Origin of the sequence: Paenisporosarcina sp. TG-14 (genome assembly GCF_000297555.1) — a bacterium.
GTDB lineage: Bacteria > Bacillota > Bacilli > Bacillales_A > Planococcaceae > Paenisporosarcina > Paenisporosarcina antarctica.
This window is the reverse complement of record NZ_AMGD01000066.1, coordinates 23,700-49,448: the sequence shown is the minus strand read 5'-3', so window position 1 is coordinate 49,448 and position 25,749 is coordinate 23,700. Positions and strand designations below refer to the sequence as shown.

Here is a 25,749-nt window from a genome sequence, read left to right as displayed (position 1 = left end):
CTTTTTATACTAAGCTCAGTGACGTTGTAAAAATAGATAGCCACGTTGTAAAAATAGCAGTTCACGTTGTAATAGTGAAATATTGGGACTTGAGAAATTGAATTCATCTACGTTATCACGATATATATGTAAGGCACTTCAAAGATAGCCTTCTAAATCTTCTGATCCTATTGAAATGCGAAAGACATCAGTGCTAAATGGAGACGCTAGCTTGTGATTTGTTAAAAGGCTAGGATAAAGTTAGTGGTATTCTATAAAAAATGAGCTTGGACATGTATCTCCAAGCACATTTATTTGACTGTATTTTTTTACTAGGATCTATTATATCAGTGTGCATTTTATACAATTATGTTATTTTCATCTAGTTGTCATTCCATATTAAACTGGAAGCTTTAAAACTACATTCTTTTGCTTTGTTGAAGAAGTTTCGATTCTCCTGTACGTTCCCATTCTTCTACTGTCTCATATGCTTTTTCAGGAGAATACCCTTTCCCTACAAGAACTCCCATTAGAATAAATTCTTGAAGAATATGTGTAGCATTAATTCCTCTTTTAACATCCTCTAATCCTTCATTTACTAGAAATTCTGTGTACTTTATCCATTCATCTGGAGTCCTCCCAGAATTAACTTTATGTCCATTGCCATGTTCGTGTCCTTCTTCCGCAGCTAATGCATCTGCTTTGGTAACATGAACAGTGCCAAATGGATGGTTAGGAGGAGCATATATCGAGTAAAGTTTTAGAGGAGTATTACCTGTATTGGTTAAGTTATGCCATCTTCCAGCGGGTATTATGACTACAGAATCATCATAAACAGCTCTTTCGAAGTTTAAATTGTCTTTACTTTTGCCCATTTGAGCAATCCCCTGGCCCTGTTCAATACGTATGAATTGATCAAGGTTAGGATGCATCTCCAAACCAATATCTTCGCCAACATCTAGACTCATTAAAGTAACTTGTAAATGTGTTCCAGTCCATAAAGCAGTACGGAAATTATTGTTTTGCTTCGTTGCTTCATTGATATTAATGACAAATGGTTTTGGTCCATAATCTGATAACATAATACTTCCATCACCATTAAATGAGCGCAAAGAATCTAATCTGTTTGCGTGCTCGATTCTTTGAGTACAAGCAGAGCAAACAGATTGTCTGCCATAGTTATACATGGGGACATTGGCATAATATGGATATTGGTACATATGAGGATGATAGTACATTTTCTCAATCCCTTCACAGTTATAAAATTATCCTATGCAATTTATTTAAGGGATGTGCTTAGATTCAAGGATCATCTTAATAAATCCAGTACTATTAGACTAAGAGAACCCTGCTATGAAGTGATTTTTGATGTTCGTTAACAAGGCATCCGCAAAGACAATTTTAAAAAAACAAAGAATTCCAGCACAATAGTTGCTGGAATATTTTTGTGTTTATATTGAGTTGAATAGTAGAGAATTTACATAATTCACTTTTTTCAGTAAATTAATCCTATACATTTTTCTGGAAGATTGGTAGGATATAACTATAGGTGCTATAAAAGTAATTTTACTGTTGAATCATGGTTCTAAGTTGTTTGACGACTGAGTATTATCGCTTGAAGTAGTTTTTACTGAAGCTATATGAGATAAGAACTTTTGCAACTAGATGATATATAAATTCAGAATGTTTTGCTATTAAAATTAGCACTTTCACTGAGCTAAAGCGCGGGAAGTTACAGGTGAAGTGTCAAGTTTCTTTGAAAAAAACTAAATTTTCATGGAGGAATTTTGAATGAATATTGTCGTAGTTGGAGCAGGACATGGTGGAACAACAATTGCAGCAGACTTGAAATTGAAGGGCCATAAGGTAAATCTTTTAAAAACGTCAAAATCTCTTCATAATGAGCATTTTAATTTTTTGAAAGAACATAATGGAGAAGTAGATATTATTGAAAATGATAAGACAAGCTCTGTTCAAATTGATTTGATCACAACCGATATTGAATTAGCACTAAAAGATACTGAATTAGTCATAGTATATGTACAAACAAACTTCCATGAACAAATTATAAACCGTTTACTCCCGTACCTAAGTCCCGACCATATTGTGTTATTGGAACCAGGGTATTTATCGACTGCTTATTTCCTGAAACATTCTCCAAACTTCGAATTCACAGTAGTCGAAGCGCAAAGTTCACCAATTGATTGTCGAATCATAAATCCAGGTACAGTAAAAGTACTGTTTAAAAATGTTAGAAATCCAGTTGCAATATATCAAAATGAGGTAAAAGACCTTAAATTAGTTAAGAGTAAATTAGATAGTCTTGACTATAATTTTGAGTATCTTGAGACAATCATTGAAGCTGCTTTACACAATCCAAATTTAATTGTTCATACGATTGGAGGCATCATGAGTATGCCAAGAATTGAATTTACTAAAGGTGATTATTGGATGTATAAAGAAGTGTTTACGCCTCATGTTTGGAATATGGTGGAAAGTTTAGATGATGAGAAGATGAATGTATTAGAGGCCATTGGTGCGAATCGAGTTCCTTATGTAGATGCTTGTAAAAATCGAAATGCTGTTGATTTGAGTATAAATAGTAAAGAAGCGTTTCTCCATTATGCGAAAAACAGTTCTCCGCATGGTCCAGTTCGAGCAGATTCTAGGTTTATAACGGAAGATGTTCCAGAGGGGTTAGTTTTGTTGGAGTCACTTGGAAGTACACTAGGTATCAAAACTCCAACATGTACAGGACTTATTAATATCGCGAATGCATCACTTTCAATCGATTTTAGAGAGTCAGGAAGAACTGTAGATAGATTAGGTTTAGAAAATATTAAAAAAATTATAGGTACCAGAACAAAACAGGTACTTGTGTAAGAATATTGTCCATAACATGACTAGAGTGCCATCCATTCAAGTAATGGATTTGGCACTTTTTTTTTCGTTAATGAGCTCATTTACTGCCACACTGTATAGATAGGGTTTCCGGGTCGCTATCGACAGCAAATACACGCCAATACCAAGAGATATGAACGCGTCATCGCTAGTTTTTCTTTCATACAGGAAATCTTGCGGTACATATTCGTCCTTCGCTCCCCTAAAACTTATATGAGTACAATTCGAATGTGACTAATTAGAGAATGGACACTAATTTCATAAAATCTGGCTGCCGAAGATACAATTTCGGTCTTTTTTTATTATTTTTTGTATTCCTTCAACTGATTTGCCACATGATAAAGTGTCTCGTTCGACAAAAAAATGTGGTTCTAGTGTCGAGCGATAGCTCAGTTGTAAGTATGGGCTGTCACAATGTTATAATAGAAGGTGTTGTTGTAAAAATAGACCTTCACGTTGTGAAAATTGTGATCCACGTTATAATAGTTAAATTATATAATGTATCACTTGAAATCCAGCAACACTAACACGATAGTTCATTAACGCACGTCACAAAAAAAGGCTGTCGGACTTTTCTTACAGCACCAATTTAAGTTTTTGTATTTACTAATGACACCCACAGACCGTGAAGAGATTAATGACCCCGCCAGATAGTTCTTGTCGGGTTTTGTTGTGAGGGACGTGTACTCATTGATTAACAAGTACAGAAAAAATCACACATATAACATGTTTAAATTATGTATTTATAGTCAATATAAGATAAAGCATTGCGAATACGAGATAAAAAATCGCTAATAGAAGAAAAAGCATCGCGAATACGAGATGAAATCGAGTAATCTAGAACAAGCTAAGTACTGTTAGAGTGGTGTTTTGAGTGTTTCTAAAGTGACAAATTGATGTCATTTTGATGTTTTGAAGGGTTATCGGTATATTTTTTCGTGATTGTTCGTTAAGATGCAATCTAGGCTAACGAATTATTGATTCGAAGTTCTAGCCATATGAGTTTATATTTGAAAGGGGTACACATTATTATGAATTATAAGAAAATTTTACTACCATTTGTAGCAGGGGCACTTGCATTAAGTTTAGCAGCTTGTAGCGAAGACGATAAAGCAACAAAAGAAGAAAAGCCAAAAGAAGAAACAGCTCAAAAAGGTACTGAAGAAAAAGGTACTGAACAAAAAGAACCTACTAAAGAAGAACTAGCAGCTGCTGAAGAAATGAAAGCTAAGTTAGCTGAGCAACAAGTTGATAAGAGCGAGATTGTTGCTGTAGTAAATGATGAAGAACTTACAGGTGCTGAATATAATACTGCTTTGACGTCAATTCAAGGTCAAATGCAACAATCGGGTCAAGATCCAACAAGTAAAGAAGCGGTTGAACAAGTAAAATCGCAAGTTCTTGATGCTATTGTAAATCAAACACTAATTCTTCAAAAAGCAGAAGAGTCTAAACTGACTGCTTCTGAAGAAGAAATTAATAAAGAATATGCATCATATGAAGAACAATTTGGTGGCGAAGAAGGAATGAAGGAAGCCCTCAAAGCTGAAAAAATGGATGTCGAAACATTGAAACAACAAATTGGCCAATCAATTGTATTTGAAAAATATAAAGAAAAAGCTGTTCCTGCTAAGAAAGTAACGGATAAAGAGATTCAAGAATATTATGATCAAGCAGCAGCTCAAGCAAAAGAAGCTGAATCTCCACAAGAACTACCTCCATTTGAAGAAGCAAAAGAAGAAATTAGAGGAATTCTTGAACAGCAAGAACAACAAGAACTATTTGCAGCACATGTTGAAGAGTTGAAAAAAGATGCGAAGATTGAATTAAAGATTTAATATAAGTTGATAATCAGTTGAAAACACCTTCCATTGCGGGAGGTGTTTTTTGCGTTGTGACGGATTTATCGTGAAGTTACGCGATGTGATTTTTGTTTAAAAGGACGGATTTGAACTAACAGTAAGAAATGCGACACCCCTAAAGCAATACTATCCTACATGGATATCCTTTCAGTTGTCCAAGAATGAAAATCCTGTTGGGAGGAATTTCACGAATCATTATTGCCCTCCGTTTGTATACTTATTATCTCCCATCGTATGGTTCTTGCTGTCGCCAGGCTTAGTGTTTGGATTGGTAGATATATGTGGATAATTATTGTTTTTCCTACGTTTCCAGTCTACCAATGCAGCCAATGCTAAAACTAAAAATATAAGAATGAAAATGACATACCATATCATCGCAATCACTTCCTTTCATTTCCATTATACCGTTAAATAAATTTTCTGTTAATTGTAATGGGAATTCTTATTGGAACTACATGATGGCAGCGTCGATGGTCTTTACATTACCGGTGTTAATAATTTATGCTTTCTTCAACAAGTATTTCATCAAAGGACTTTCAATGACTGGTGGGAAATGACATTACACGTTGAAGAGTTGAAAAAAGATTTTATTTATGGAGTTTTAATTAAATATTTGATGCTAAACACCTTCCATTGCGGGAGGTGTTTTTCCTTGGTCTAATAGGATTGATTATAAATAAGAGACATTGCATACTTGTTGTAGAACTAAATGTGAATTTAGAATATTCAAATTTAATGTTGTAATTGTTAAACGTTTATAATATGCTTTATGTATGAAATCGATTTCATACGCAATTAGTTGGAGGTGTTCCTAAAGGAGAGTGAGCGCTTGTATACCATTAAAGATGTTGCGCACAAGGCTGGATTGTCACAAGCTACTGTATCGAGAGTGATTAACAATCATCCCTATGTTAGTGAGGAAAAGAAGCTTGCCGTGAAAAATGCGATGGATGAACTTGGCTATGTTCCTAATTCATCTGCACAGCAAATGCGAAATTTAAAAACAAAGAAAATTGCTGTCTTCGTTTCCCGGATTGTCAATCCCTTCTTTAGTCAATTGGTAGATGCAATGGAAAAACGTGCTGCCACATGCGGCTTTCAATTGATCCTTTGCAATACGAGAATTGATAAGGAAAAGGAACTTGAATTTTTTAAGCTTCTCATATCAAAGCAAGTAGATGGCATCATTATGGCTTCGGTTGAAAATCATTGGGAAGTGATTGAGCCTTTTACAAAGTATGGTCCCATCATTTTCTGTAATGAATACCTTGCTGATGCTACAATCACCAGAGTCAGACTAGACCAAATTGAAGGCGGTTACATCGGTACCAAACACTTACTTGAAAAAGGACATCTTAAAATTGCCTACTGTCAAGGTAACGACAGCAGCGTTTCTATCAATCGTCGTAAAGGTTATTTGAAAGCGGTTACAGAAGCAGGAATTGAACCAGTGCAGGAATGGATGTTTCGAGATGTTTTTACGATTGAAGACGGACGAGCCATCTTTCGAAAGATACAGCAGCTGTCTAACCCGCCCACTGCTGTATTTAGTGGGAGTGACGAAGTGGCTGCAGGAATCATTCATGAAGCTAAAAAGCATTCGTGGAATGTACCAAACGATCTTGCTGTTGTAGGATTTGATGATCAGCCGATAGCAGAATTACTCGATCCACAAATAACGACAATCAATCAATTCACCACAGACATTGGGTATAAAACAATGGATGTGATGCTCGAGATTATTAATAAAAAGAGAGTCAATGATGCGCAAGATATTCTACTACCTATTGAATTAGTTGAACGACAATCGACATAAACTATTAGGAGGATTATTTATGAAAATTTGGAACAAAAAGATGGCCGGTGCAACATTTCTTTCGATGACTTTACTTCTTGGAGCATGTAGTGGGGATGATGAAAATACAACAGCTGTCAAAGGATCAGATGACAAATCTGACGTGAAAGTTGAAATCGTTTATGCAAGTGGTGTTGATGTTACTGGCGCGACCGAAAAGTTAATTGCAGCTTTTGAAGATGAAAATCCAAATATTACGGTTAAGCAACAAGAAATGCCAGCAGATACTGGAGCTTCTCATGATCAATACGTAACCACTTTCAGTAGCAAGAGTACAGAAATCGATGTATTTGATGCGGATGTTATATGGCCAGCTGAATTTGCGCAAGCTCAATATGCGCTTGAACTCGATCGCTTCATTGAAGCAGATGGTATCAAAATGGAAGATTATTTCCCGGGTACGGTTCAATCTGGTAACTTCAATGGTCGCCAATACGCAATGCCGAAATACACAGATGCGGGACTGCTATTTTACCGTAAAGATATAGTCGAAACACCTCCTGCAACATGGGATGAACTATTTGAAATGGCAAGCGAGCTGAAAGGCAAAGAAGGAACTGAATTTGGTTACCTCATGCAAGCCAATCAATATGAAGGAATGATTACTAACGCAGTTGAATTTATCGCATCATACGGTGGGGAAGTTGTAGATGAGAACAATGAAGTTGTTGTAAATAGTCCGGAAACAATTGCTGGAATTACGAAGATGGTTGAATTTGTTAACTCTGATTTTGTGCCTAGTAATATTTTAAGCTTCCAAGAAACTGAAACAAATAATGCATGGGTTGGCGGACAAGCAGTTTTTGCTCGTAACTGGCCTTATATGCAGTCTACTTCAGAAAACAAAGACGGTTCTGAAGTTGCCGGAAATGTTGGTTTCGCAGTTCTTCCAGCTGGTGACGACACGAACGCTGCCACACTTGGTGGTTGGATGAGTATGATTAATCGTTATAGTGAAAACCAAGAAGCTGCTTGGGAATTCGTGAAATTCATGTCTGGCCCTGAAGGTCAAAAAATCAGTGCTGTTGAAGGCGGACGTGCCCCAACGATCGAAGCACTTTATGAGGACGAAGACGTAAAAGGTGCAGCGGCATTATTTTCAAATGAAGAGTTCGTAGCAACACTTCAAAATGCTGTACCAAGACCGGTATCACCAATTTATCCGCTAATCTCTGACATCATGCAAGTTGAACTTTCAAAAGCACTTGCAGAAGATATAACTCCTGAAGAAGCTGCGAAAAACATGCAAGAAAAAATTGAAGCAGCTATGGCGGAATAAAAGAGAATCTAGTAGAAATAAACTAAAGGGGAGGTGGATCTTTCACCTTCCCTTCTATTAATTAAAAAAGAGGGTGATACAGTTGAAGTTTCAGTTAAATGAAAAGCAACTTGGTTATTTGATGGTCGCACCTGCACTAATACTTGTTATTCTTATCACATTATGGCCGGTAGCCCAATCCTTTTATAACAGTTTGTTCGACTATCGTTTGAATGACCCTTCTCGTTCAGAAAGGTTTGTACAATCCAATGTCGATTTAGAACGCTATGCAAATGATTATTTTTACTTATCAAGAGATCTGGATGGTTTAGCTGGACAAGCGCCTGATCAAGAGACGAAGGATGCAACAACTAAAATCAATCAAGAGATCAAAGGGTATCATGAAGACCTACTTGCAATGGATGGACTAGACAAACAATATGAAGAGGTTGAAGGTCTTCTTGCTTCCTTTACAGCCATTTCAGATGAGAAATTAAAATATGCAAAAATCGATAAAGAATTTGCAAAAAACTATAAAGACTTCTTAACGAACGCGGAAAAAGAACTGACTACATTATCTCAGAATTCTGATGATGAAGCCTTTAAAACTGCATCAGCAAATATTGCAGGCTCAATAAACTCTTCTAACCGTTCCATTATTGAATCTAACTTTATTGGTTTTAGCAACTATTCACGTTACCTTAAAAGTGAGCGTATGTGGAAAGCGTTAGGGAATACGTTCGTGTTCACCATAGCATCAGTAGGATTTGAACTTGTCCTCGGTTTACTGATTGCCTTGCTCATTAATCGCGTATTCATAGGCAGAGGATTGGTTCGTGCATCGGTTCTAATTCCATGGGCGATTCCAACAGCAGTTGGCGCCATGATGTGGTCCTTTTTGTATGATGGACAAACAGGAATTGTCGCTCACTACTTTGAACAGTTTGGCTTAATTAGTGACGCATCTGTCCTTTTATCAACGGGTGCAGGTGGTATGTTCTCAGTTATTTTTGCAGATGTTTGGAAAACTACACCGTATATGGCTCTTCTCTTACTTGCTGGACTTCAAACGATTTCTGGTTCCTTGTATGAAGCAGCGGAAGTCGATGGAGCAAATAAGTGGCAACAGTTCTGGAAAATAACATTACCCATGTTAAAGTCCGCTATTTTAGTAGCGTTATTATTCCGGACATTGGACGCTTTCCGAGTGTTTGATCTGATCTTCGTACTTACAGGCGGTGGACCAGCTAACTCGACGGAATCCATTTCAATTTATGCGTACATTACGCTATTCTCACAACAAAACTTCGGAGCAGGTTCAGTTCTTTCAGTTATCGTTTTTGCTTGTGTAGCGCTTATCTCAACACTATTTATAAAATTCATCGGGTCTGATCTTTTTGGTGGACGATCTCGATAAGGAGGAACTAAGATGAACAAACGTCCAGGAATCGGTTTTTACATTTTTCTCGTTGTGTTTGTGTTTTTCGTGATGTTCCCTTTTATCTGGGTCTTCCTCACGTCGATCAAACCTCCGGGTGAAATTTTCAATAATTTTAAATGGTTTACATCAAGTCCCTCAATAGATTCATATATTAATGCATTAACGAATCGTCCTTTGGTTCGCTATATGACTAATAGTTTTATCGTCTCTAGCTTAACCACAATTATTGCGATCGGTTTCGCTTCCATTGCAGCTTATGCACTGACTCGACTCCCGATTAAATTTAAAGGGCTCATATTAGGTATAATATTAGCATCTTCCATGTTTCCACAAATTGCGATTATTTCACCCATCTATAACTTTATTACGGCAATCGGCCTTCGTAATAGCTATATGGGGCTCGTAATTCCATACATCACCATTAGTTTGCCGCTTGCCATCTGGATTTTGGCGACCTTCTTCCAAAAGATACCTTGGGAGCTTGAGGAATCGGCAAAACTTGATGGTGCAACACCTTTTCAAACTTTCCGTAAAATTATTTTTCCGCTTGCAGCACCTGGTATATTTACGACAGCGATTCTTGTTTTCATTGCAGCGTGGAATGAATATTTATTTGCTTTAACCATCAATACAGAAGATTCGTGGCGTACAGTGCCAGTTGGAATTTCTTTCTACCAAAGCCAATTTACAATTCCATGGGGTGATATATCAGCTGCTACTGTCATTGTAACCATCCCAATTGTTATACTTGTATTGATTTTCCAAAGAAGAATAGTTTCAGGACTAACATCTGGCTCAGTTAAAGAGTAAATCAATGTTAATTAATGCTATTGATATTCCGCAAAACAGTTACGCTTTCCTAAGGGTAACGTAAAGACTTTTCGTCACTTCGAAAACCCTGTTTCTATTTCTGTTTCTGTTTCTGCATCACTACGTTAGCTTCGAAACATGAAAGTGTGCTGTATCGCTTTGCTAGCATCGTCGAAAATAAGTTATGTAATAATGCTTTTGCACAACTTGTTCTCTACGGGTTCTCGACTGTCTATTCTATCTAACGGCAAATGTCTTACTCCAAATCACTTAGTTGCCTAGCGATGTTACTTTTCGTTTTGGTGATTGTAGTGAAAGGCGGCGACTCCAGCGGGATAAGCACGTCCAGGTGAGACCCCACAGTGAGCGTAGCGAGCGAGGAGGCTCACGGACTGCCCGCGGAAAGCGTCCGCCTGTAACGGAAATCAACACTATTACTTTAAAGGAGTGTAAGAAATGAATGTAACAGTATGGAATGAATATCGTCATGAACAACAACACGAAGAGGTTCGCAACATATATCCAGACGGAATACATCAAGTTTTAGCTACTGCACTAGTCGAGCAAGGCTTCGATGTTAAAACGGCAACTTTGGACGAACCACAACACGGCTTAACCGATGATGTATTAAATAATACAGATGTACTTCTATGGTGGGGACATCTTGCACATGATGAAGTAAGCGATGAAATTGTTGAGAAAGTTCAAAAACGCGTATGGGAAGGCATGGGACTCATTGTCCTTCACTCTGCTCATTTCTCGAAAATTTTCAAGAAACTAATGGGTACTGGCTGCGATTTAAAATGGCGTGAAGCAAAGGAAAAAGAACGTCTGTGGGTTGTCGATCCAAGTCATCCTATAGCTGAAGGTATTGGAGAATACATTGAACTTGAAGAAGAAGAAATGTACGGCGAACACTTTGATATCCCAGCACCAGATGAGCTCGTATTCATTAGCTGGTTCCAAGGTGGGGAAGTGTTCCGAAGTGGGGCAACCTTTAAACGTGGGAACGGTAAAATTTTCTATTTCCGTCCTGGGCATGAAACGCATCCAACTTACTATAATAAACAAATACAAAAAGTGATAGGCAATGCTGTGAAATGGGCTACACCAACAAATCGTGACTACCCTGTCTATGGAAATGCAAAGCCACTAGAAAAGCTTGAAGGCTACAAGGAGGAATAATACATTATGGCAAAATTAAAAGTTGGTGTAATTGGAACTGGTAGCATTGCGAAATATCGTCATTTAGTAGAATACGCTGGAAATGATCAGGTTGAACTTGTCGCAGTTTGTGATATCAATGAAGCGCGAGCAAAAGAAGTAGGCGCACTATACGGAGTTACTAAAATATTTACAGATTATCACGATCTGTTAAAAGAAGATCTTGATGCAGTAAGTGTTTGTACGCCTAACTATTTACACGCGCCAATTACAGTTGCTGCACTAGAAGCAGGCAAGCATGTTCTTTGCGAAAAACCAATGGCGACAAGTGAACTAGAAGCAAACCAAATGATTGAAGCAGCAAAAAATAGTGGCAAAACGCTAATGATCGGTCACAACCAACGTTTTGTTGAATCTCATCAACAAGCAAGAGAATGGATGGCAACAGGTAAGCTCGGTAAAGTATACAGCTTCAGAACCGCTTTTGGTCATCCTGGACCAGAAGCATGGAGTGCAGACGGCAAAAGTAGCTGGTTCTTTAATAAAAATGAAGCATTTATTGGTGCTATGGGCGACCTCGGTATTCACAAAATCGATTTACTACGCTATATTTTAGGCGAAGAAATGGTTGAAGTTGCTGCTATGCTTGAAACAAGTTCAAAAGTTGACGCTGACGTAGATGACAATGCTGTGCTTATTTTGAAAACACAGAGCGGCATCATTGGGACACTTGCGGCTAGCTGGTCTTATATTGGCAAAGAAGATAATTCAACTGTGTTTTACACTGAAAATGGTGTTTTACGCTTAGAAGACGACGAAAACTATTCAGTTGTTTACCATAAAAATGATGGCACGAAAGAAGAGTTTAGCCTTGGACAAATTCAATCAAATGAAGAGGGCGGTCAAATAACTACTGGTGTCATTAATCATTTTATTGAATCAATTTTGACTGGCAACCCGCCACTAATTAGTGGCGAAGAAGGCAAGAAATCATTGCTCGTGATCTTAGGTGCGTTAGAATCAAATGATACGAAAAAAATTGTGAAGTTATAGGTGATGAAGATGGAAAAACTGAGAGTTGGACTTATAGGAGTTGGAGGAATTGCCGTTTCAAGGCATCTTCCCTCCTTTCTGACGTTAAGCGACCATGTTGAGGTAACCGCCGTTTGTGATGTGATTCAGGAGCGAGCACAGTCAGTTGCAGCCGAATTCTCAATCCCTTTTTACACATCACAATATGCGAAGCTTTTTGAACATGTTGATGCCGTGACAATATGTACGCCAAATAAATTTCACGCAGAGATTGCGATTGCCGCTTTAAATGCAGGAAAGCATGTGCTATGTGAAAAGCCAATGGCCATGACTTCAAAAGAATGTGAAGCGATGATTGAAGCAGCTGATGCTGCGGGAAAAGTGTTAATGATTGCTTACCACTATCGCTACATGAAAGAAGCACGTGCTGCGAAAAGATTTATTGATGAAGGCGAAATTGGTCGTCCGCTCGTTTCTCGTGCGCAAGCGATTCGCCGACGAAAAGTACCAGGTTGGGGCGTTTTTACCAATAAAGATCTTCAAGGTGGCGGCAGTTTAATCGACTTTGGCTGTCATTTCCTAGATTTAGCTCTACATTTAATGGATTTCCCTGAGATTGCAGAAGTTTCAGGCGCGACTTACAATGAGTTAAGCCGTCAACCAGATGTAGTGAATCAATGGGGTAAGTTTGACCCTACTACATTTGAAGTAGATGACCATGCGACAGCGTATATTAAATTTAAAGATGGCGCTACGCTATTATTTGAAACATCATGGGCAGCAAATTTGGCGGATGATATAGAAGGAGTTAGCATATCAGGTACAAGTGGTGGGCTTGATGTGTTTCCATTAAAGCTCTATCAATCAAAGTACGGTATGCTTTTAGATCAACAACCGTATTGGATTTCAGATGAAGATAATCCTGGAATCTCACAAGCCATTAATTTTATTGAAAGTTGTAAAGGACGTCAAACTCCTCTAGTTAAGCCTCAAGAAGCACTTATTGTTTCCAAAGTGATAGAGGCTATTTATCAAAGCAGCGAAACTGGAAAAGCGGTTTCATTCACTTAAGGGGGAATTGGACGTGAAATTAGGCGTATTTACAGTGTTATTTGCCAAAAAACCATTTGAAGAAATGCTAGATTATGTAAAAGCATCAGGCTTAGATGCAGTTGAAATTGGAACTGGTGGCTATCCTGGAACGGATCACTGTCCAATTGATGAACTGTTAGAAGATGAAGGAAAACGTAATCAGTATATGAATTCAGTTATTTCTCGTGGATTAACAATCAGTGCATTTAGCTGTCATGGAAATCCGGTAAGTCCAGATCCAACTTTAGCAAAAGATGGCGATGAAGCGTTGCGAAAAAGCATTAAATTGGCCCATCTAATGGGTGTTCCGGTTGTCAACACATTCTCTGGAACTCCAGGTGCAGACGAAGATGCCAAACATCCAAACTGGCCTGTAGCACCATGGCCAAATGAATATGGGGATATTTTAGCTTGGCAATGGGAAAAGAAACTAATTCCTTATTGGAGTGAAATAGCGGAAATTGCTAAACAAGCTAACGTGAAAATTGGTCTTGAATTGCACGGAGGTTTCTCAGTGCACACACCATATACATTGTTGAAACTTCGTGAAGCGACGAACGAATACATTGGTGCAAACCTTGATCCAAGTCATTTATGGTGGCAAGGTATTGACCCAGTTGGTGCCATCAAAATTCTTGGAAAAGAAAATGCAATCCATCATTTCCATGCAAAAGATACGTATATCGACCAAGACAATGTAAATATGTATGGTCTGACAGACATGCAACCTTACAACAATATCCGCACACGTGCATGGAGCTTTCGTTCAGTAGGTTGTGGACATTCCGTTCAAGAATGGTCAGACATTATAAGTGCCCTTCGCACCTATGGCTATGACTACGTGGTCAGCATCGAACACGAAGACCCAATCATGAGCATCGAAGAAGGTTTCCAGCGTGCTGTATCTAACTTGAAATCAGTGGTGATTAAAGAACAACCGGCTGATATGTGGTGGTTATAGTGTTGTTTTCTATGGATCGATAAAACCCTTATTTGTGAAAGTCTTTTCAAGGTTACACTATTCATAAATAGGTATATAGAAAAACCCAGCATCAAAACTCGTAAGGCCACTGAAAAAGTTAATTTATAATTTCTTAGCATGGAAAGGTGATTTCCGTTTCAACGCACTTTCATGTTTCGAAGCTAGCGTAGCGATGCAGAAACAGGCGGACGCTTTCAGCGGGCGGTCCGTGAGTCTCCTCGTCGCTTGAAAACCCTTGCTCCTGCGGTTACTCGTCGCAAACAAATTGTGCACAAATCGTTTCCTGCGGGGTCTCACGGAATACGCTATTCCCGCCGGAGTCGCCGCCTTCCACTTCAATCACTTGTATATATATTTTCTTTCATCTAAAAAAGTGAGGTTCCTTTATCTGTTCAAAATCTAACAAAATGTGCCGGCTTTAATCTAAACAAGCAATTCTTTCCTCAATTTGTCGAGGAAGGGATTGCTTCTTTTTCTTGTATAATAAGTGTACTAATTACAGGTGGTGTCCCGATGATTTCCAATCAAGAATCTTTAAACCTTTAAAGTAACGTTTTTGCGAAAGGACCATATGCAAAATATATGACATTTGGAACAGTATCGCAAAGTACGGTTAGCAATCCTGCTTGGGGTACAAGAGGAGACGTTTTAGTAATTGACAAAGTTAGCAAAGAGTTTGGTTCAGGAATGCAAAATAGTAGAAATATAGCTGTGAAAATTAAAATCCCAAGTGGGCAACCAGTTTCACAAGAAGTATTATTGGGATCTATTATTGTTGAATCTGAAGCGGTTGCAGATTAAGTTAATGAAAAAGGAAGAATTGGTGGTATATCCATTGAATCTTCCTTTTTAGATTAATTAAAAGAAAGAGGTGAGCTGTCAACATTTCTAAGAACAATCTGAAAGAAATAATAGAGGCGATAAATACACAATAAAATATTCGCTTGTCATGTAAAATATACCCAACTTATACGAATGAAATGACAAAAACGATGAGTTCTAATAAATAGAGATTCTGTGGATATCTCTATTACTCTAATTAAATAGTAATCAATGAATAAATAAAATAATACATAATTCGACATTAAAATTGACATCTCTAAATATTCGGAATAATATAATAATTAAAGTTAGTATAATTAAATATCTATATTGGAAACTATGATGTACATCCTATATATGGGCACCTGGGACGTATGGAGTTGTTGGTGCAACCGGCCTAATTAAATTTGGACATTTTGTCCTAATTAATTAGGCTTTTATTATGAATTGGGGAGGGAAACGGTTAACCAATTTTATCGTTTTCTAAGAAGGAATCCTTCCGATAAGATGCGATTAGTATTTTTATACAGATAAATTTTCTGCTAATAAATTCCTTTTTTTACTTATTGAGTCCTCAATCACCACTTATTTTTAAAATAGTAGTCGTTATGTCTTTGGGGATTGCAGCCTGGATTATAACTGATTTACAGAGAAGATTTATAGAAAATAATAAAATATTAAAAGTGATTGTGTTGACTGAAACAATTGGATTAACTCTGTTACTTATTCCGACAGGTGGAATTTCTAGTCCATTTATGCTATTACAATCCGCAAATACTACAATGAAAGAACTAAGGGCAGCTATTTACAGTCTAAGCTCTGTAAAGAAAGGTGAGCAGCCATTTTAACCGTTTAAAAAGATATTTGAATGATTATTCAGAGTTAAATGACATTAATATAGACTACCAGATAACTGGACTGGAACAATATAGAAGGAATACATGGTTTAGGAACACGAATACAAATCGAAATTCCAATAATAAAAAATCTAAAGGAGCATGAGGTGATTGGATAATGAAAGTAGTTATTGTTGATGATCATCCACTAGTTAGAAGAGGACTAACCTCCATACTTTCGTTAGAAGAATCAATGGAGATTCTTGGGGAAGCAACGAATAGTAGTGAGGCACTAAATCTTTTTAGTACGACTAAACCTGATTTAGCGTTAGTAAATCTCCGATTAGGAAGTGAGTCGGGTTTAGATCTAATAATAAATGCAATTGAACAAGGAGCAACTTGTAAGTTTGTAGTGTTAACATCGTCAATGCAAAAGGAAGACTTTAATCGAGCGAAAGAAATAGGTGTTCAAGGCTATGTATTAAAAGAAGCATTACCTGAAGAGCTCTTGCATGCATTGCAAATTATAAACATAGGACGAAAATATTATGATCCAGGAGTTCTTGATCTGATAATGAAATCAAGCGATTCATTTGAAGAGGATGGACATTTAAAACAATTAACTCCTAAGGAAAAGGAAGTGTTAATTGAAATTGGCAAAGGTCATTCAAATAAAGAAATTTCAAAAATCTTGCATATTACCGAATGCACCGTAAAAAAACATGTGAGTCAAATATTCGCAAAACTTAATCTAACCGATAGGACAAAAGCCGCACTATATGCAAATGCAAAAGGCTTAGTTACGTATGTGGTCCATTAATCGGTAAATACTAAATTAAAATCTGCTTTGAAATTAGTACAATTAGGATTAAGATATTTCAAATATTATTGTATCAAAGTGAAAGAACATTCCCTTTCACTTTGATACAAAAAAGTAGAAGAAAGACTTTAAAGCTATTTACAAAAATAGCATCAGAAAAAGAAAAAATTTGAATCAAAAAAGTTAATGACTTTTATAACAATAAAGGCCACAGCTCAATGAGTTGTGGCCTTTTACTTATATCAAACGACCTTTTTCTTTTCAGGTTGTTTTGCAAGTAGTGAACTTATGATTCCTATAATAGGGAATATGAGTGAAATCCAGATGATTTCCTTATAACCACCGAAAATATCAAAGGCAATACCGAAGGGAAGTGGACCAATGGCTGAGCCAAACACCATTACAGACGTTGCGAGTCCTTGAATACTACCTAGAGCAGCTCGACCAAAGTAACTTGGCCACACATAGGATAACGCGATTCGTTCAAATCCATTGCTGATTCCCCAAACTAAAGCAAAAAGTACGGCCATGAAAATGGTATTGGTTACTTGAAGCATCATTAGGAGGACAATCTCTAAAACAAAAATTCCTGCCAAAATTATATTGACTTTAACTCGGTCCAATAATCTTCCCGCTACAAGTGTCACAGGAAACCCGACAAGGGCCATTCCAGCTAGAACCAATGCCGCGACTCCAGCGCCTAAATCATTTTGATTAAATATGGAAATCAGATGGAATGTGATGGCTGTATTAACAAGCGCAGGGATTCCGACACAAGATAAAATGAACCAAAAAGCTTTTGTGCGGATTGCTTCTTTAAAAGTCCAATCACTTTCGACTTTTTTCGTGAAACTCGGATCATTTTCATGTGCCTTACTTCTAATCGGTGTTATATAGCCATCGGGTTCTAATCCTACTTGCTCTGGTGTATTTCTAACTAAAAAGTAAGCAAGTGGGGTAAAGACGATTAATATGGTAAATCCCCAAAGAATCCATGTGTTTTCCCAACCAATAGAACTAACAAGCCAAACATTTAGCGGTGGGAAAATAGCAGAACTAGCAAATCCACCTATAGCCATATAACTAAGAGCTCTTCCTCTTTTTGTCATAAACCATTGAGGGATTAATGTGTTAGGAATAAGAGTCATAGAGCCTTGTCCAAATAATCGTAACATCAAAATTCCAAAGAACAACATGATTAAATTGTTGACAGTACTATTGAAAAAACAAGCAAGCGCCAACATGATGGAAACAATAACCATCATATTACGTTGACCAAATCTATCAATTAATCTTCCCATGAAAAACATGCAAACAGCTGATACAAGCGTGGCTGCCGAGTAAATCGTTGAAACTTGAGAACGGCTCCAATCGAAATCTCTTATGTATTGATCGATAAATACAGAAATAAAATACGTTTGACCAGGTCCAGAGAAAAAAGCTCCCAGACTCCCGATAAACACAATATACCATCCATAATAAAACGTGGATTTTATCGGTACAGTGTGATTATTACCAAAAAAGTTCAAAATTTTATCAACTCTTTTCATTTTATGACAAGTTAAAGTTATTTAGCGCCCCTAATTATAACGCTGAATATGGTTTTTTGAAACCCGTAATTCTCTTGCTGGGATAGGGGGTAGCCAGTGAACGTGCAGAAAAATCAAATTTCGAATAATAAATAGACGACTCGAAGAAATAAATCTAGAAGTCGAAAAAGAAAATAAACTAACGACCTATTAAAAGTAGGTGGTTAGTTTATTTTTTTATATCGACCTTTTTAGGTGCTTCTTCTAGTGGAAGAGAGTCCACAAAAAATGTCGAATGGAGCCGAAAGTTTTACATATATTTGGAATCATTAAAATGCTACAATTATACTTATTATTACGATAAATATAATAATTTAATGAATATTTTTGGGTTTGAATTGACGGATTTTTTATGGAGAAATGTTAAATTACCAGAAAAGTATTTGTTTATTATGTATTGTAAAGGGAATTGACTCAACAAGTCTAGCTTTAAAAAGTAGAAAATCTAAAAATTCCAATTGATATTAAAAGAATTTAGTTTGTCTAAACTCGTTTTAGTGGATGTTGTGTAAAAGGAGTTTTTGAAAATGTGTGGTTTCACAGGTTTTATTGGGGATACAGATAATGCGTTTGATGTGTTAACAGAAATGATGGAGACAATTGTCCATCGTGGTCCAGATTCTTCCGGAGAGTTTGTTGAAGACGGAGCTGCTCTTGGTTTTAGAAGATTAAGTATTATTGACTTAGAAGCAGGGAGTCAGCCAATTTATAATGAAGATCGATCAATTGTCTTAATTTTCAATGGTGAAATCTATAACTTTATGGAACTCAGAGACGATCTAGTAGCCAAGGGCCATAACTTTCTGACACATACAGATAGTGAAGTGCTTATTCATGGGTACGAAGAATATGGCAAAGATTTGGTAGCGAAACTGCGTGGTATGTTTGCTTTTGTTATCTGGGATCGTAGCGAGAAAAAACTTTTTGCGGCACGTGACATGTTTGGCATTAAACCATTTTATTATGCTCAAATGAATGGGACTCTTTTATTTGGTTCGGAAATAAAAAGTTTTATACCACATCCTCATTTCCAAAAAGAATTTAATGAAAAAGCATTGAAACCATATTTAACTTTCCAGTATCCGGTGTTAAATGAGACGTTCTTTAAGGGCGTTTTTAAATTACCAGCAGCCCATTACATGATCTATGAAAAAGGCAATTTGCAAATAAATCGGTATTGGACGCCACAATTCAAGCCGAGTGACCAGCCATTGGTAAAATTGGTGGATGAAATTGATGACGTGGTTCGGGATTCCGTTATTGCCCATAAAATAAGTGATGTGAAGGTAGGATCCTTCCTGTCGAGTGGTGTAGACTCCAGTTATGTGGCATCCGTTTTGAAACCAGATAAAACATTTACGGTTGGTTTTGGTGATCAAAACTTCTCTGAAATTGATAATGCGAAAGAATTGTCCAATGAATTGGATATTCAAAATATCAGTGAAATTTTGGATCCTGATGCCTGTTTCAGCAAGTTGGCTGAGATTCAATATATGATGGATGAACCACATTCAAATCCATCCATTGTTCCTCTTTATTTTCTAGCCGAACTGGCAAGCAAACATGTTACCGTTGTTCTGTCAGGAGAGGGTGCCGATGAACTATTCGGAGGTTATGCCGATTACGACACAGCTCCTTCATTGAAAAAATACAAAAAAATCCCATTACTTATTAGGAAACAATTGGGCGTCATTGCAAAGCGACTTCCGGAGGTGAAAGGCAAAAGCTTTTTGATTAAGGGTGGACTTCCAGTTGAGGATTGGTTTATTGGACAGGCAAAAATATTCTCAGAAGAAGAAGCGATGAGTATAGTTAAACCTGACTTTAGCAAATCTTTAAAAGTAGAAGAAATTATTAAGCCAATTTATGACCAAGTGAAACAGGAAGATGATTTGACCAAAATGCAATATCTTGATCTTCACTTGTGGCTAGTTGATGATATTCTATTAAAAGCTGACAAAATGAGTATGGCACATTCTATTGAATTGCGCGTACCTTTCCTAGATCGGGAAGTAATGGCCACTGCGGCAAAAATTCCTACTAAATATCGAGTGAATCATATCGATACAAAATATGCTTTTCGATTGGCTGCTGGAAGGTCTCTACCCCAAAAATCGGCCAACCGTAAAAAAATCGGCTTTCCTGTACCCATTCGTCATTGGATCCGCACTGATAAATACTATCAAGAAATCAAGGAGTATTTTACAGGAACTGCTGCGTCAACATTTTTCGACCAGGAAAAAATACTACAACTTCTTGAAGACCATTATCAAGGTAAGACGAATAATGGAAGAAAAGTCTGGACTATTTTCATGTTCTTAATCTGGTACAAAGTATACTTTGAATCAGATTCAATACCTTTTGTTGAAACCAAGTCTCAACAAATTAAACAATTGGTAACAACTTGATAGCAGGGTCCTCGATAGTGGAACATCTGTTGGGTGAGTCTATATTGAGGCAATTGAAAACCGTTGGAATTTTTAAAGGATTATAAATTATGGATATGAACTGTACCTCGAATCAGACTCTTTAACAAAGTGTCAGTGATTCGAAGTGCAGTTTTTTTTATTTTGAATGACTCTGGAAAGAGTTTCCGACACTATAATGCATCGGCATAGTCAAAAGTCTAAAGCTTTAGTGTCGAGCGAAAGCTCAGTTGTAATTATTGGGTGTCACGTTGTAATTATGGAAGGTGACGTTGTAAAAATAGACATCCACGTTGTAAAAATGACGGTTCACGTTGTACTAGTTAAATAATGGAATTCACCTAGTCGTTTATTATGTGAAATTCATTCACGATGTCTATTTACCATAAGTCAAAACATCACAGAAATTCTGGTTTGTCCTAGAGCTTCTTAGTGAATTGTGAAAGAACTTCAGTAAGTGAAGAAAGTAGCATTACTTTTTTAGGAGTTAAGATGATATTGCTGGTTTAACAGGGTGAGCGGTTGGTAAGTTGGAAAAATCTGTATAGTTGAATTATGGAAATTAATGTTGTAATTTATTGCTCTCGTTAAGGGCATCAAAATACTCTGGTAAATTGTTGCAATGTTTCTTCTAATCTGACATTATTAAAAGAGAAACAGAAGTGAATAACCATTCATTAATATGGAGGGGTTGAGAAAATGTATGCGACTTTAGGCAGTATATTCGATCAGACAGTAAGTAAATTTCCGAATAGAGAAGCAATTATTGACTTAAAAAGAGGTCAAAGGTGGACTTATGAAGAGTGGGGAACTGAGGTAAATCGATTGGCCAATGCGCTGATTGATTCAGGTGTCGGAAAAGGTGACCGGGTTTCGACGTTCCTCTTTAATACAAGTGAATTATCCACGACATTATTTGCCTGTGCAAAAATCGGAGCCATTTTCAATCCAATTAATTTTCGCCTAAAATCAGAAGAACTGGCTTATATTTTAAAGGATGCAAGTCCAAAAATTGTCCTGTTTGAAGAACAATTAAAAGACCAGGTTACTTCGATTCAGTCGGAATTTGCCACTACTCAATTTTGGTTTATTAATGATAATAAGCCGAATTACGCTAAAAGCTACCATGAACAAGTAGAAAAAGCACAGGCGACGCAGCCTACTGTTGAAGTAGATGAAATGGATACCTATGCCATTATGTATACGAGCGGGACAACAGGACGACCTAAGGGAGTTATTCATCGCCATAGAGATATGACCGAACAAAGTCTTATCTGTATTGCTTTATTAAATTACACTAAAAATGATATAGGGCTTGTCACGGCTCCTATGTTTCATTGTGCTGAATTGCATTGTTGTGTCATTCCTCGTGTTCATGCTGGGGCAACGAATATCATTATGCATCAATTCAATCCGCTAACTGCATTAGAAACGATTGAAAAGGAAAAAGTTACCGTCATGTTCGCGGTTCCGACCATGTGGAGCATGATGGCGGAGCTTGAGGGGGCTGCGTCCAAAGTTGGAACGTTGCAGCGCGGCTTATACGGAGCTGCACCAATGGCTCCTGTCCTGGTAATGAAAGTAAAAGATATTTTAGGAATTAATTTAATTCAAGCATACGGTCAAACAGAAATGGGACCAGCCATTACATTTCTTGCTGAAGATGAACAGCTGACAAAAGTGGGATCTGCGGGAAAACCTGCATATAATCATGAAATTCGAATTGTTATGCCTAATGAAAACGGTCCTTCTGAGCCGGACAATATATTAAAACCCGGAGAAGTCGGTGAAATCATTGTCAAAGGACCTTGCATGATGGCAGGCTATTTTAATCTCCAGGATGCAACTGAAAAAGCTTTGTATAAAGGTTGGTATCACTCTAGCGATCTCGGATTCATGGATGAAGATGGCTATTTGTATGTGGCGGATAGAGTGGATGATATGATCATCAGCGGTGGCGAAAACATTTACCCGAGAGAAGTGGAAGATGTGCTACACGAACATGAATCGGTTCAGGATGTAGCCGTTTTGGGGATTCCCGACGAGAAATGGGGAGAATCCGTGCTTGCGTTTATTGTCACGAAAGATCCGACACTTACTATAGAAGAACTTGAACAATTCTGTAAAGGGAACACTAAATTAGCAGGTTATAAACGTCCAAGAAGTTATAAATTTGTAGAGGAACTTCCTCGCAATGCAAGTGGTAAAATTCAAAAGTTCCTGTTAAGGGAACAAAGAGTAGAAAGCGCCAACCACTAAACTCTCGACTATAGCTGAAATGCGCTAGTAGGATTTTGTGTTCAATAATTATTAATAAAGAGAGGAAGTTAATAATGGAAATGAAACCACTAGAAGAAACAATTATAGGCTTATTAGGCATTGAATTTGGGGAAGTGACTGAGAATCGTGTTACTGCGACGATGCCGGTTAACGCGTCAACGCATCAGATTTTTGGCCAGCTTCATGGAGGAGCATCGGTTGTATTAGCGGAATCGGTAGCCAGTGTTGGAAGTTTGAATTTAATTGATCAAGAAAAAGAAACAGCTGTTGGACTAGAAATTAATGCAAATCATATCCGTGGCAAAAAGGATGGAATCGTCACGGCTATAGGAACACCACTACATAAAGGACGTACAACTATGGTGTGGGAAATTAAAATTGTCGATGAAGAAGAAAAGTTGATTTGTGTGTCTAGATGCACTGTGGCAATTGTGAAATTGAAATGATTCTATAATACATGAATTCATAAACTACCATGACATTTAATGTTGTGGTAGTTTTTTATGGATAAAAACCAGTTTCATAGGAGCTGAACATTGGTCGTAACCATAGGAGAAAAAGGTGCCCACAGCAACTCTATGTAGAGTCATAAGTGAGAAGATGTACAAAAATAGTAATATTCAATACTTTCCTAATTGCAAGAAAATATCTTGTTTCATAGAATGAATACGGTTATAATTACAAAATGATGAATTTTTATACAATATTAAGTGGGGGCGAAAGATATGATTACATCAACTTGGAATTGGCTTTGGGACAAGCATTACCAGGCGAAAGACACCATCAAGTTTTTTGCAAAGCCAGGTTCCGCAATATCTAGAGATAGAGATCGTGCAGAAGACGCAGGATCATATGATGAACGTAATAAGAAAAGGAGTTACAATACACCGCAATTGATAGGGTTATTTTTAGGACCGTTATTGTTTGTATTAACTTTGCTGTTCTTTAATCCAGATGGTTTACCACCAGAGGCAAAAGCCATTCTAGCGAGTACACTGTGGATTGCGACTTGGTGGATTACTGAAGCGATTCCTATTCCGGTTACTTCACTGTTGCCGATTATATTATTTCCGATTTCAAATGGACTAGATGTAGGGGCGACAACTTCGGCTTACGGAAATGATACGATTTTCTTGTTCATGGGTGGGTTTATGATTGCATTAACAATGGAAAAGTGGAATCTACATAAAAGAATTGCGTTGACGATTATCTCACTTATTGGAACGAACACAGAGCGAATTATTCTTGGCTTCATGATTGCTACTGGATTTTTATCGATGTGGATTTCCAATACTGCAACAGCCATGATGATGGTACCAATTGGCTTGGCTATCATTTATCAAGTACAAGATGCACTAAAAGATGATGATTCGATCGATACTTCCAAAGAAAACTTCGGTTTTGGTAAAGCTCTGATGCTCGGGATTGCATACTCTGCGTCTCTTGGAGGCATAGCGACATTGATCGGAACACCACCGAATACGCTTCTAGCTGGTGCAGTCAATGAAATTTACGGCATTGAAATTACGTTTGCACAGTGGATGCTTTTCGGAGTTCCATTCGCTTGGATTTTTATATTTATTGCTTGGTACTATTTAATAAAAGTAGCATATCCACAGAAAATGAAACAGCTTCCTGGTGGAAACACTGTAATTCAAGAAGAGAAAACGAATTTGGGCAAGGCTTCGTATGAAGAAAAAGTAATTTTCATCGTGTTTGTATTGGCGGCACTTGCGTGGATTACGCGGTCGTTCCTGCTAGTACAATTCATTCCAAATTTGAATGATGCGATGGTCGGCTTAATTGCAGCAATCATCTTGTTCATCATACCTTCGAAAAATAGAAAAGGGGATCACTTGCTCGATTGGGCAACTGCGGTAAAATTACCGTGGGGAATCTTGCTATTATTCGGAGGTGGACTCGCTATTGCAGCTGGTTTTACAAGTTCAGGACTATCAGACTGGATCGGTGGACAATTAACAGGTCTACAAGGCGTAAGTGTATTGTTAGTGGTTTTAGTTGTAGCAGCACTTGTGTTATTCCTAACTGAAATTACATCTAATACTGCAACAGCTTCAATGATGTTCCCGATTATGGCATCACTTGCTGTAGCACTTAGTATCCACCCGTATGCATTATTGGTGACAGCTGCGGTAGCAGCCTCTTGTGCATTTATGCTGCCAGTCGCAACGCCACCGAACGCGGTCGTATTCGGTTCAGGTTACTTGCGTATTGCAGACATGGCAAGAGCTGGTTTAGCACTCAATGTATTTGGTATTTTCTTTGTCGGGTTGGCAGTATTCTACTTCTTGCCACTCGTATGGGGAATTGACTTGATGTCGATACCGGACAAGTTTACTAAATAACGAATATAGGAAGCCGGCTCAACGAATTGTTGAGTCGGCATTTTTATCGTCATTTGATCTACTAAGTTTTCCTGGTCGCTTTGGACGGCAAATTTACTGCATCATAATATAAATAATGAAAGACAAGTCTAAGTAACTATTTCACTAAGCTCTTGTCTCTTTTCCTATAGGGGCAACTTTGGGGAGGATTGCTTTGATTTTGGTTTACTAGAGAATGACACTTACTGTATAAAA

Annotated in this window: 20 protein-coding genes, 1 pseudogene and 1 riboswitch; of the genes and pseudogenes, 19 read left to right on the top strand and 2 right to left on the bottom strand. The window is 37.5% G+C overall.

The window, feature by feature from the left end; translation table 11 throughout:
* Positions 1 to 398: 398 nt before the first annotated feature.
* Positions 399 to 1,217, bottom strand: coding sequence for a cupin domain-containing protein (locus C406_RS0116160; RefSeq protein WP_017381699.1), 819 nt, complete (start codon positions 1,215 to 1,217; stop codon positions 399 to 401).
* Positions 1,218 to 1,770: 553 nt separating this feature from the next.
* Between C406_RS0116160 and C406_RS0116155 the strand changes: the two genes are divergently transcribed.
* The 14 genes and pseudogenes from C406_RS0116155 to C406_RS0116090 all read left to right on the top strand — a co-directional run bounded on the left by C406_RS0116155 (position 1,771) and on the right by C406_RS0116090 (position 16,854).
* Positions 1,771 to 2,862 carry an NAD/NADP octopine/nopaline dehydrogenase family protein gene (locus tag C406_RS0116155; protein ID WP_017381698.1) on the top strand — a complete coding sequence of 364 codons (1,092 nt, stop codon included), beginning with the start codon at positions 1,771 to 1,773 and terminating at the stop codon, positions 2,860 to 2,862.
* A gap of 1,049 nt (positions 2,863 to 3,911) precedes the next feature.
* Complete coding sequence (locus C406_RS0116150; RefSeq protein WP_017381697.1) at positions 3,912 to 4,718, top strand: SurA N-terminal domain-containing protein; 807 nt, start codon at positions 3,912 to 3,914, stop codon at positions 4,716 to 4,718.
* A gap of 461 nt (positions 4,719 to 5,179) precedes the next feature.
* Positions 5,180 to 5,299, top strand: a pseudogene (locus tag C406_RS21125) (carbohydrate ABC transporter permease); the annotation flags it as partial.
* Between the two features lie 272 nt (positions 5,300 to 5,571).
* Positions 5,572 to 6,558, top strand: a complete 987-nt coding sequence (locus tag C406_RS0116140; RefSeq protein ID WP_017381695.1) for a LacI family DNA-binding transcriptional regulator — start codon at positions 5,572 to 5,574, stop codon at positions 6,556 to 6,558.
* Between the two features lie 19 nt (positions 6,559 to 6,577).
* A complete protein-coding gene (locus tag C406_RS0116135) occupies positions 6,578 to 7,876 on the top strand; it encodes an ABC transporter substrate-binding protein (protein ID WP_017381694.1) in 1,299 nt (432 codons plus the stop codon).
* Positions 7,877 to 7,997: 121 nt separating this feature from the next.
* A complete protein-coding gene (locus tag C406_RS0116130; protein ID WP_051005517.1) occupies positions 7,998 to 9,272 on the top strand; it encodes a carbohydrate ABC transporter permease in 1,275 nt (424 codons plus the stop codon).
* A 12-nt stretch (positions 9,273 to 9,284) separates the two neighbouring features.
* Entirely contained in the window at positions 9,285 to 10,106 is an 822-nt protein-coding gene (locus C406_RS0116125; protein WP_017381692.1) for a carbohydrate ABC transporter permease, read from the top strand.
* A 456-nt stretch (positions 10,107 to 10,562) separates the two neighbouring features.
* Positions 10,563 to 11,291 carry a ThuA domain-containing protein gene (locus C406_RS0116120; protein ID WP_017381691.1) on the top strand — a complete coding sequence of 243 codons (729 nt, stop codon included), beginning with the start codon at positions 10,563 to 10,565 and terminating at the stop codon, positions 11,289 to 11,291.
* A 6-nt stretch (positions 11,292 to 11,297) separates the two neighbouring features.
* Positions 11,298 to 12,323 carry a Gfo/Idh/MocA family protein gene (locus C406_RS0116115; protein WP_017381690.1) on the top strand — a complete coding sequence of 342 codons (1,026 nt, stop codon included), beginning with the start codon at positions 11,298 to 11,300 and terminating at the stop codon, positions 12,321 to 12,323.
* Between the two features lie 9 nt (positions 12,324 to 12,332).
* Positions 12,333 to 13,373 carry a Gfo/Idh/MocA family protein gene (locus tag C406_RS0116110; protein ID WP_017381689.1) on the top strand — a complete coding sequence of 347 codons (1,041 nt, stop codon included), beginning with the start codon at positions 12,333 to 12,335 and terminating at the stop codon, positions 13,371 to 13,373.
* Positions 13,374 to 13,386: 13 nt separating this feature from the next.
* Positions 13,387 to 14,355 (top strand): sugar phosphate isomerase/epimerase family protein, encoded by a 969-nt coding sequence (locus tag C406_RS0116105; RefSeq protein ID WP_017381688.1) that lies wholly within the window; start codon positions 13,387 to 13,389, stop codon positions 14,353 to 14,355.
* A gap of 603 nt (positions 14,356 to 14,958) precedes the next feature.
* On the top strand, positions 14,959 to 15,177 hold the full coding sequence (locus tag C406_RS0116100; protein ID WP_017381687.1) for a hypothetical protein: 219 nt from the start codon (positions 14,959 to 14,961) through the stop codon (positions 15,175 to 15,177).
* 344 nt (positions 15,178 to 15,521) lie between these two features.
* A riboswitch (cyclic di-GMP riboswitch) is annotated at positions 15,522 to 15,605 on the top strand.
* A 159-nt stretch (positions 15,606 to 15,764) separates the two neighbouring features.
* On the top strand, positions 15,765 to 16,046 hold the full coding sequence (locus C406_RS0116095) for a hypothetical protein (RefSeq protein ID WP_237740584.1): 282 nt from the start codon (positions 15,765 to 15,767) through the stop codon (positions 16,044 to 16,046).
* Between the two features lie 166 nt (positions 16,047 to 16,212).
* Positions 16,213 to 16,854 carry a response regulator gene (locus tag C406_RS0116090; RefSeq protein WP_017381685.1) on the top strand — a complete coding sequence of 214 codons (642 nt, stop codon included), beginning with the start codon at positions 16,213 to 16,215 and terminating at the stop codon, positions 16,852 to 16,854.
* Positions 16,855 to 17,096: 242 nt separating this feature from the next.
* Here the strand turns inward: C406_RS0116090 and C406_RS0116085 are convergent, their stop codons facing one another.
* Complete coding sequence (locus tag C406_RS0116085; RefSeq protein WP_017381684.1) at positions 17,097 to 18,404, bottom strand: MFS transporter; 1,308 nt, start codon at positions 18,402 to 18,404, stop codon at positions 17,097 to 17,099.
* A gap of 566 nt (positions 18,405 to 18,970) precedes the next feature.
* Here C406_RS0116085 and asnB point away from each other — a divergent pair.
* From asnB to C406_RS0116065, 5 genes are all read left to right on the top strand, one after another.
* Complete coding sequence (asnB, locus tag C406_RS0116080; protein WP_017381683.1) at positions 18,971 to 20,851, top strand: asparagine synthase (glutamine-hydrolyzing); 1,881 nt, start codon at positions 18,971 to 18,973, stop codon at positions 20,849 to 20,851.
* Between the two features lie 196 nt (positions 20,852 to 21,047).
* Complete coding sequence (locus C406_RS21120; protein ID WP_237740583.1) at positions 21,048 to 21,200, top strand: hypothetical protein; 153 nt, start codon at positions 21,048 to 21,050, stop codon at positions 21,198 to 21,200.
* Positions 21,201 to 21,568: 368 nt separating this feature from the next.
* Complete coding sequence (locus C406_RS0116075) at positions 21,569 to 23,128, top strand: fatty acid--CoA ligase (RefSeq protein ID WP_017381682.1); 1,560 nt, start codon at positions 21,569 to 21,571, stop codon at positions 23,126 to 23,128.
* Positions 23,129 to 23,202: 74 nt separating this feature from the next.
* On the top strand, positions 23,203 to 23,595 hold the full coding sequence (locus C406_RS0116070; protein WP_017381681.1) for a hotdog fold thioesterase: 393 nt from the start codon (positions 23,203 to 23,205) through the stop codon (positions 23,593 to 23,595).
* 279 nt (positions 23,596 to 23,874) lie between these two features.
* Positions 23,875 to 25,515, top strand: coding sequence for an SLC13 family permease (locus tag C406_RS0116065; protein ID WP_017381680.1), 1,641 nt, complete (start codon positions 23,875 to 23,877; stop codon positions 25,513 to 25,515).
* The last annotated feature ends 234 nt before the right edge of the window (positions 25,516 to 25,749 follow it).

What these genes read in the sequence shown, in the direction of transcription:
- C406_RS0116065 (WP_017381680.1), top strand. Translation starts at nt 23,875, where the DNA reads ATGATTACATCAACTTGGAATTGGCTTTGGGACAAGCATTACCAGGCG.
- C406_RS0116155 (WP_017381698.1), top strand. Translation starts at nt 1,771, where the DNA reads ATGAATATTGTCGTAGTTGGAGCAGGACATGGTGGAACAACAATTGCA.
- C406_RS0116075 (WP_017381682.1), top strand. Translation starts at nt 21,569, where the DNA reads ATGTATGCGACTTTAGGCAGTATATTCGATCAGACAGTAAGTAAATTT.
- C406_RS0116115 (WP_017381690.1), top strand. Translation starts at nt 11,298, where the DNA reads ATGGCAAAATTAAAAGTTGGTGTAATTGGAACTGGTAGCATTGCGAAA.
- C406_RS0116090 (WP_017381685.1), top strand. Translation starts at nt 16,213, where the DNA reads ATGAAAGTAGTTATTGTTGATGATCATCCACTAGTTAGAAGAGGACTA.
- C406_RS0116110 (WP_017381689.1), top strand. Translation starts at nt 12,333, where the DNA reads ATGGAAAAACTGAGAGTTGGACTTATAGGAGTTGGAGGAATTGCCGTT.
- C406_RS0116070 (WP_017381681.1), top strand. Translation starts at nt 23,203, where the DNA reads ATGGAAATGAAACCACTAGAAGAAACAATTATAGGCTTATTAGGCATT.
- C406_RS21120 (WP_237740583.1), top strand. Translation starts at nt 21,048, where the DNA reads ATGCATCGGCATAGTCAAAAGTCTAAAGCTTTAGTGTCGAGCGAAAGC.
- C406_RS0116130 (WP_051005517.1), top strand. Translation starts at nt 7,998, where the DNA reads ATGGTCGCACCTGCACTAATACTTGTTATTCTTATCACATTATGGCCG.
- C406_RS0116125 (WP_017381692.1), top strand. Translation starts at nt 9,285, where the DNA reads ATGAACAAACGTCCAGGAATCGGTTTTTACATTTTTCTCGTTGTGTTT.
- C406_RS0116100 (WP_017381687.1), top strand. Translation starts at nt 14,959, where the DNA reads ATGACATTTGGAACAGTATCGCAAAGTACGGTTAGCAATCCTGCTTGG.
- C406_RS0116150 (WP_017381697.1), top strand. Translation starts at nt 3,912, where the DNA reads ATGAATTATAAGAAAATTTTACTACCATTTGTAGCAGGGGCACTTGCA.
- asnB (WP_017381683.1), top strand. Translation starts at nt 18,971, where the DNA reads ATGTGTGGTTTCACAGGTTTTATTGGGGATACAGATAATGCGTTTGAT.
- C406_RS0116085 (WP_017381684.1), bottom strand. Translation starts at nt 18,404, where the DNA reads ATGAAAAGAGTTGATAAAATTTTGAACTTTTTTGGTAATAATCACACT.
- C406_RS0116135 (WP_017381694.1), top strand. Translation starts at nt 6,578, where the DNA reads ATGAAAATTTGGAACAAAAAGATGGCCGGTGCAACATTTCTTTCGATG.
- C406_RS0116120 (WP_017381691.1), top strand. Translation starts at nt 10,563, where the DNA reads ATGAATGTAACAGTATGGAATGAATATCGTCATGAACAACAACACGAA.
- C406_RS0116160 (WP_017381699.1), bottom strand. Translation starts at nt 1,217, where the DNA reads ATGTACTATCATCCTCATATGTACCAATATCCATATTATGCCAATGTC.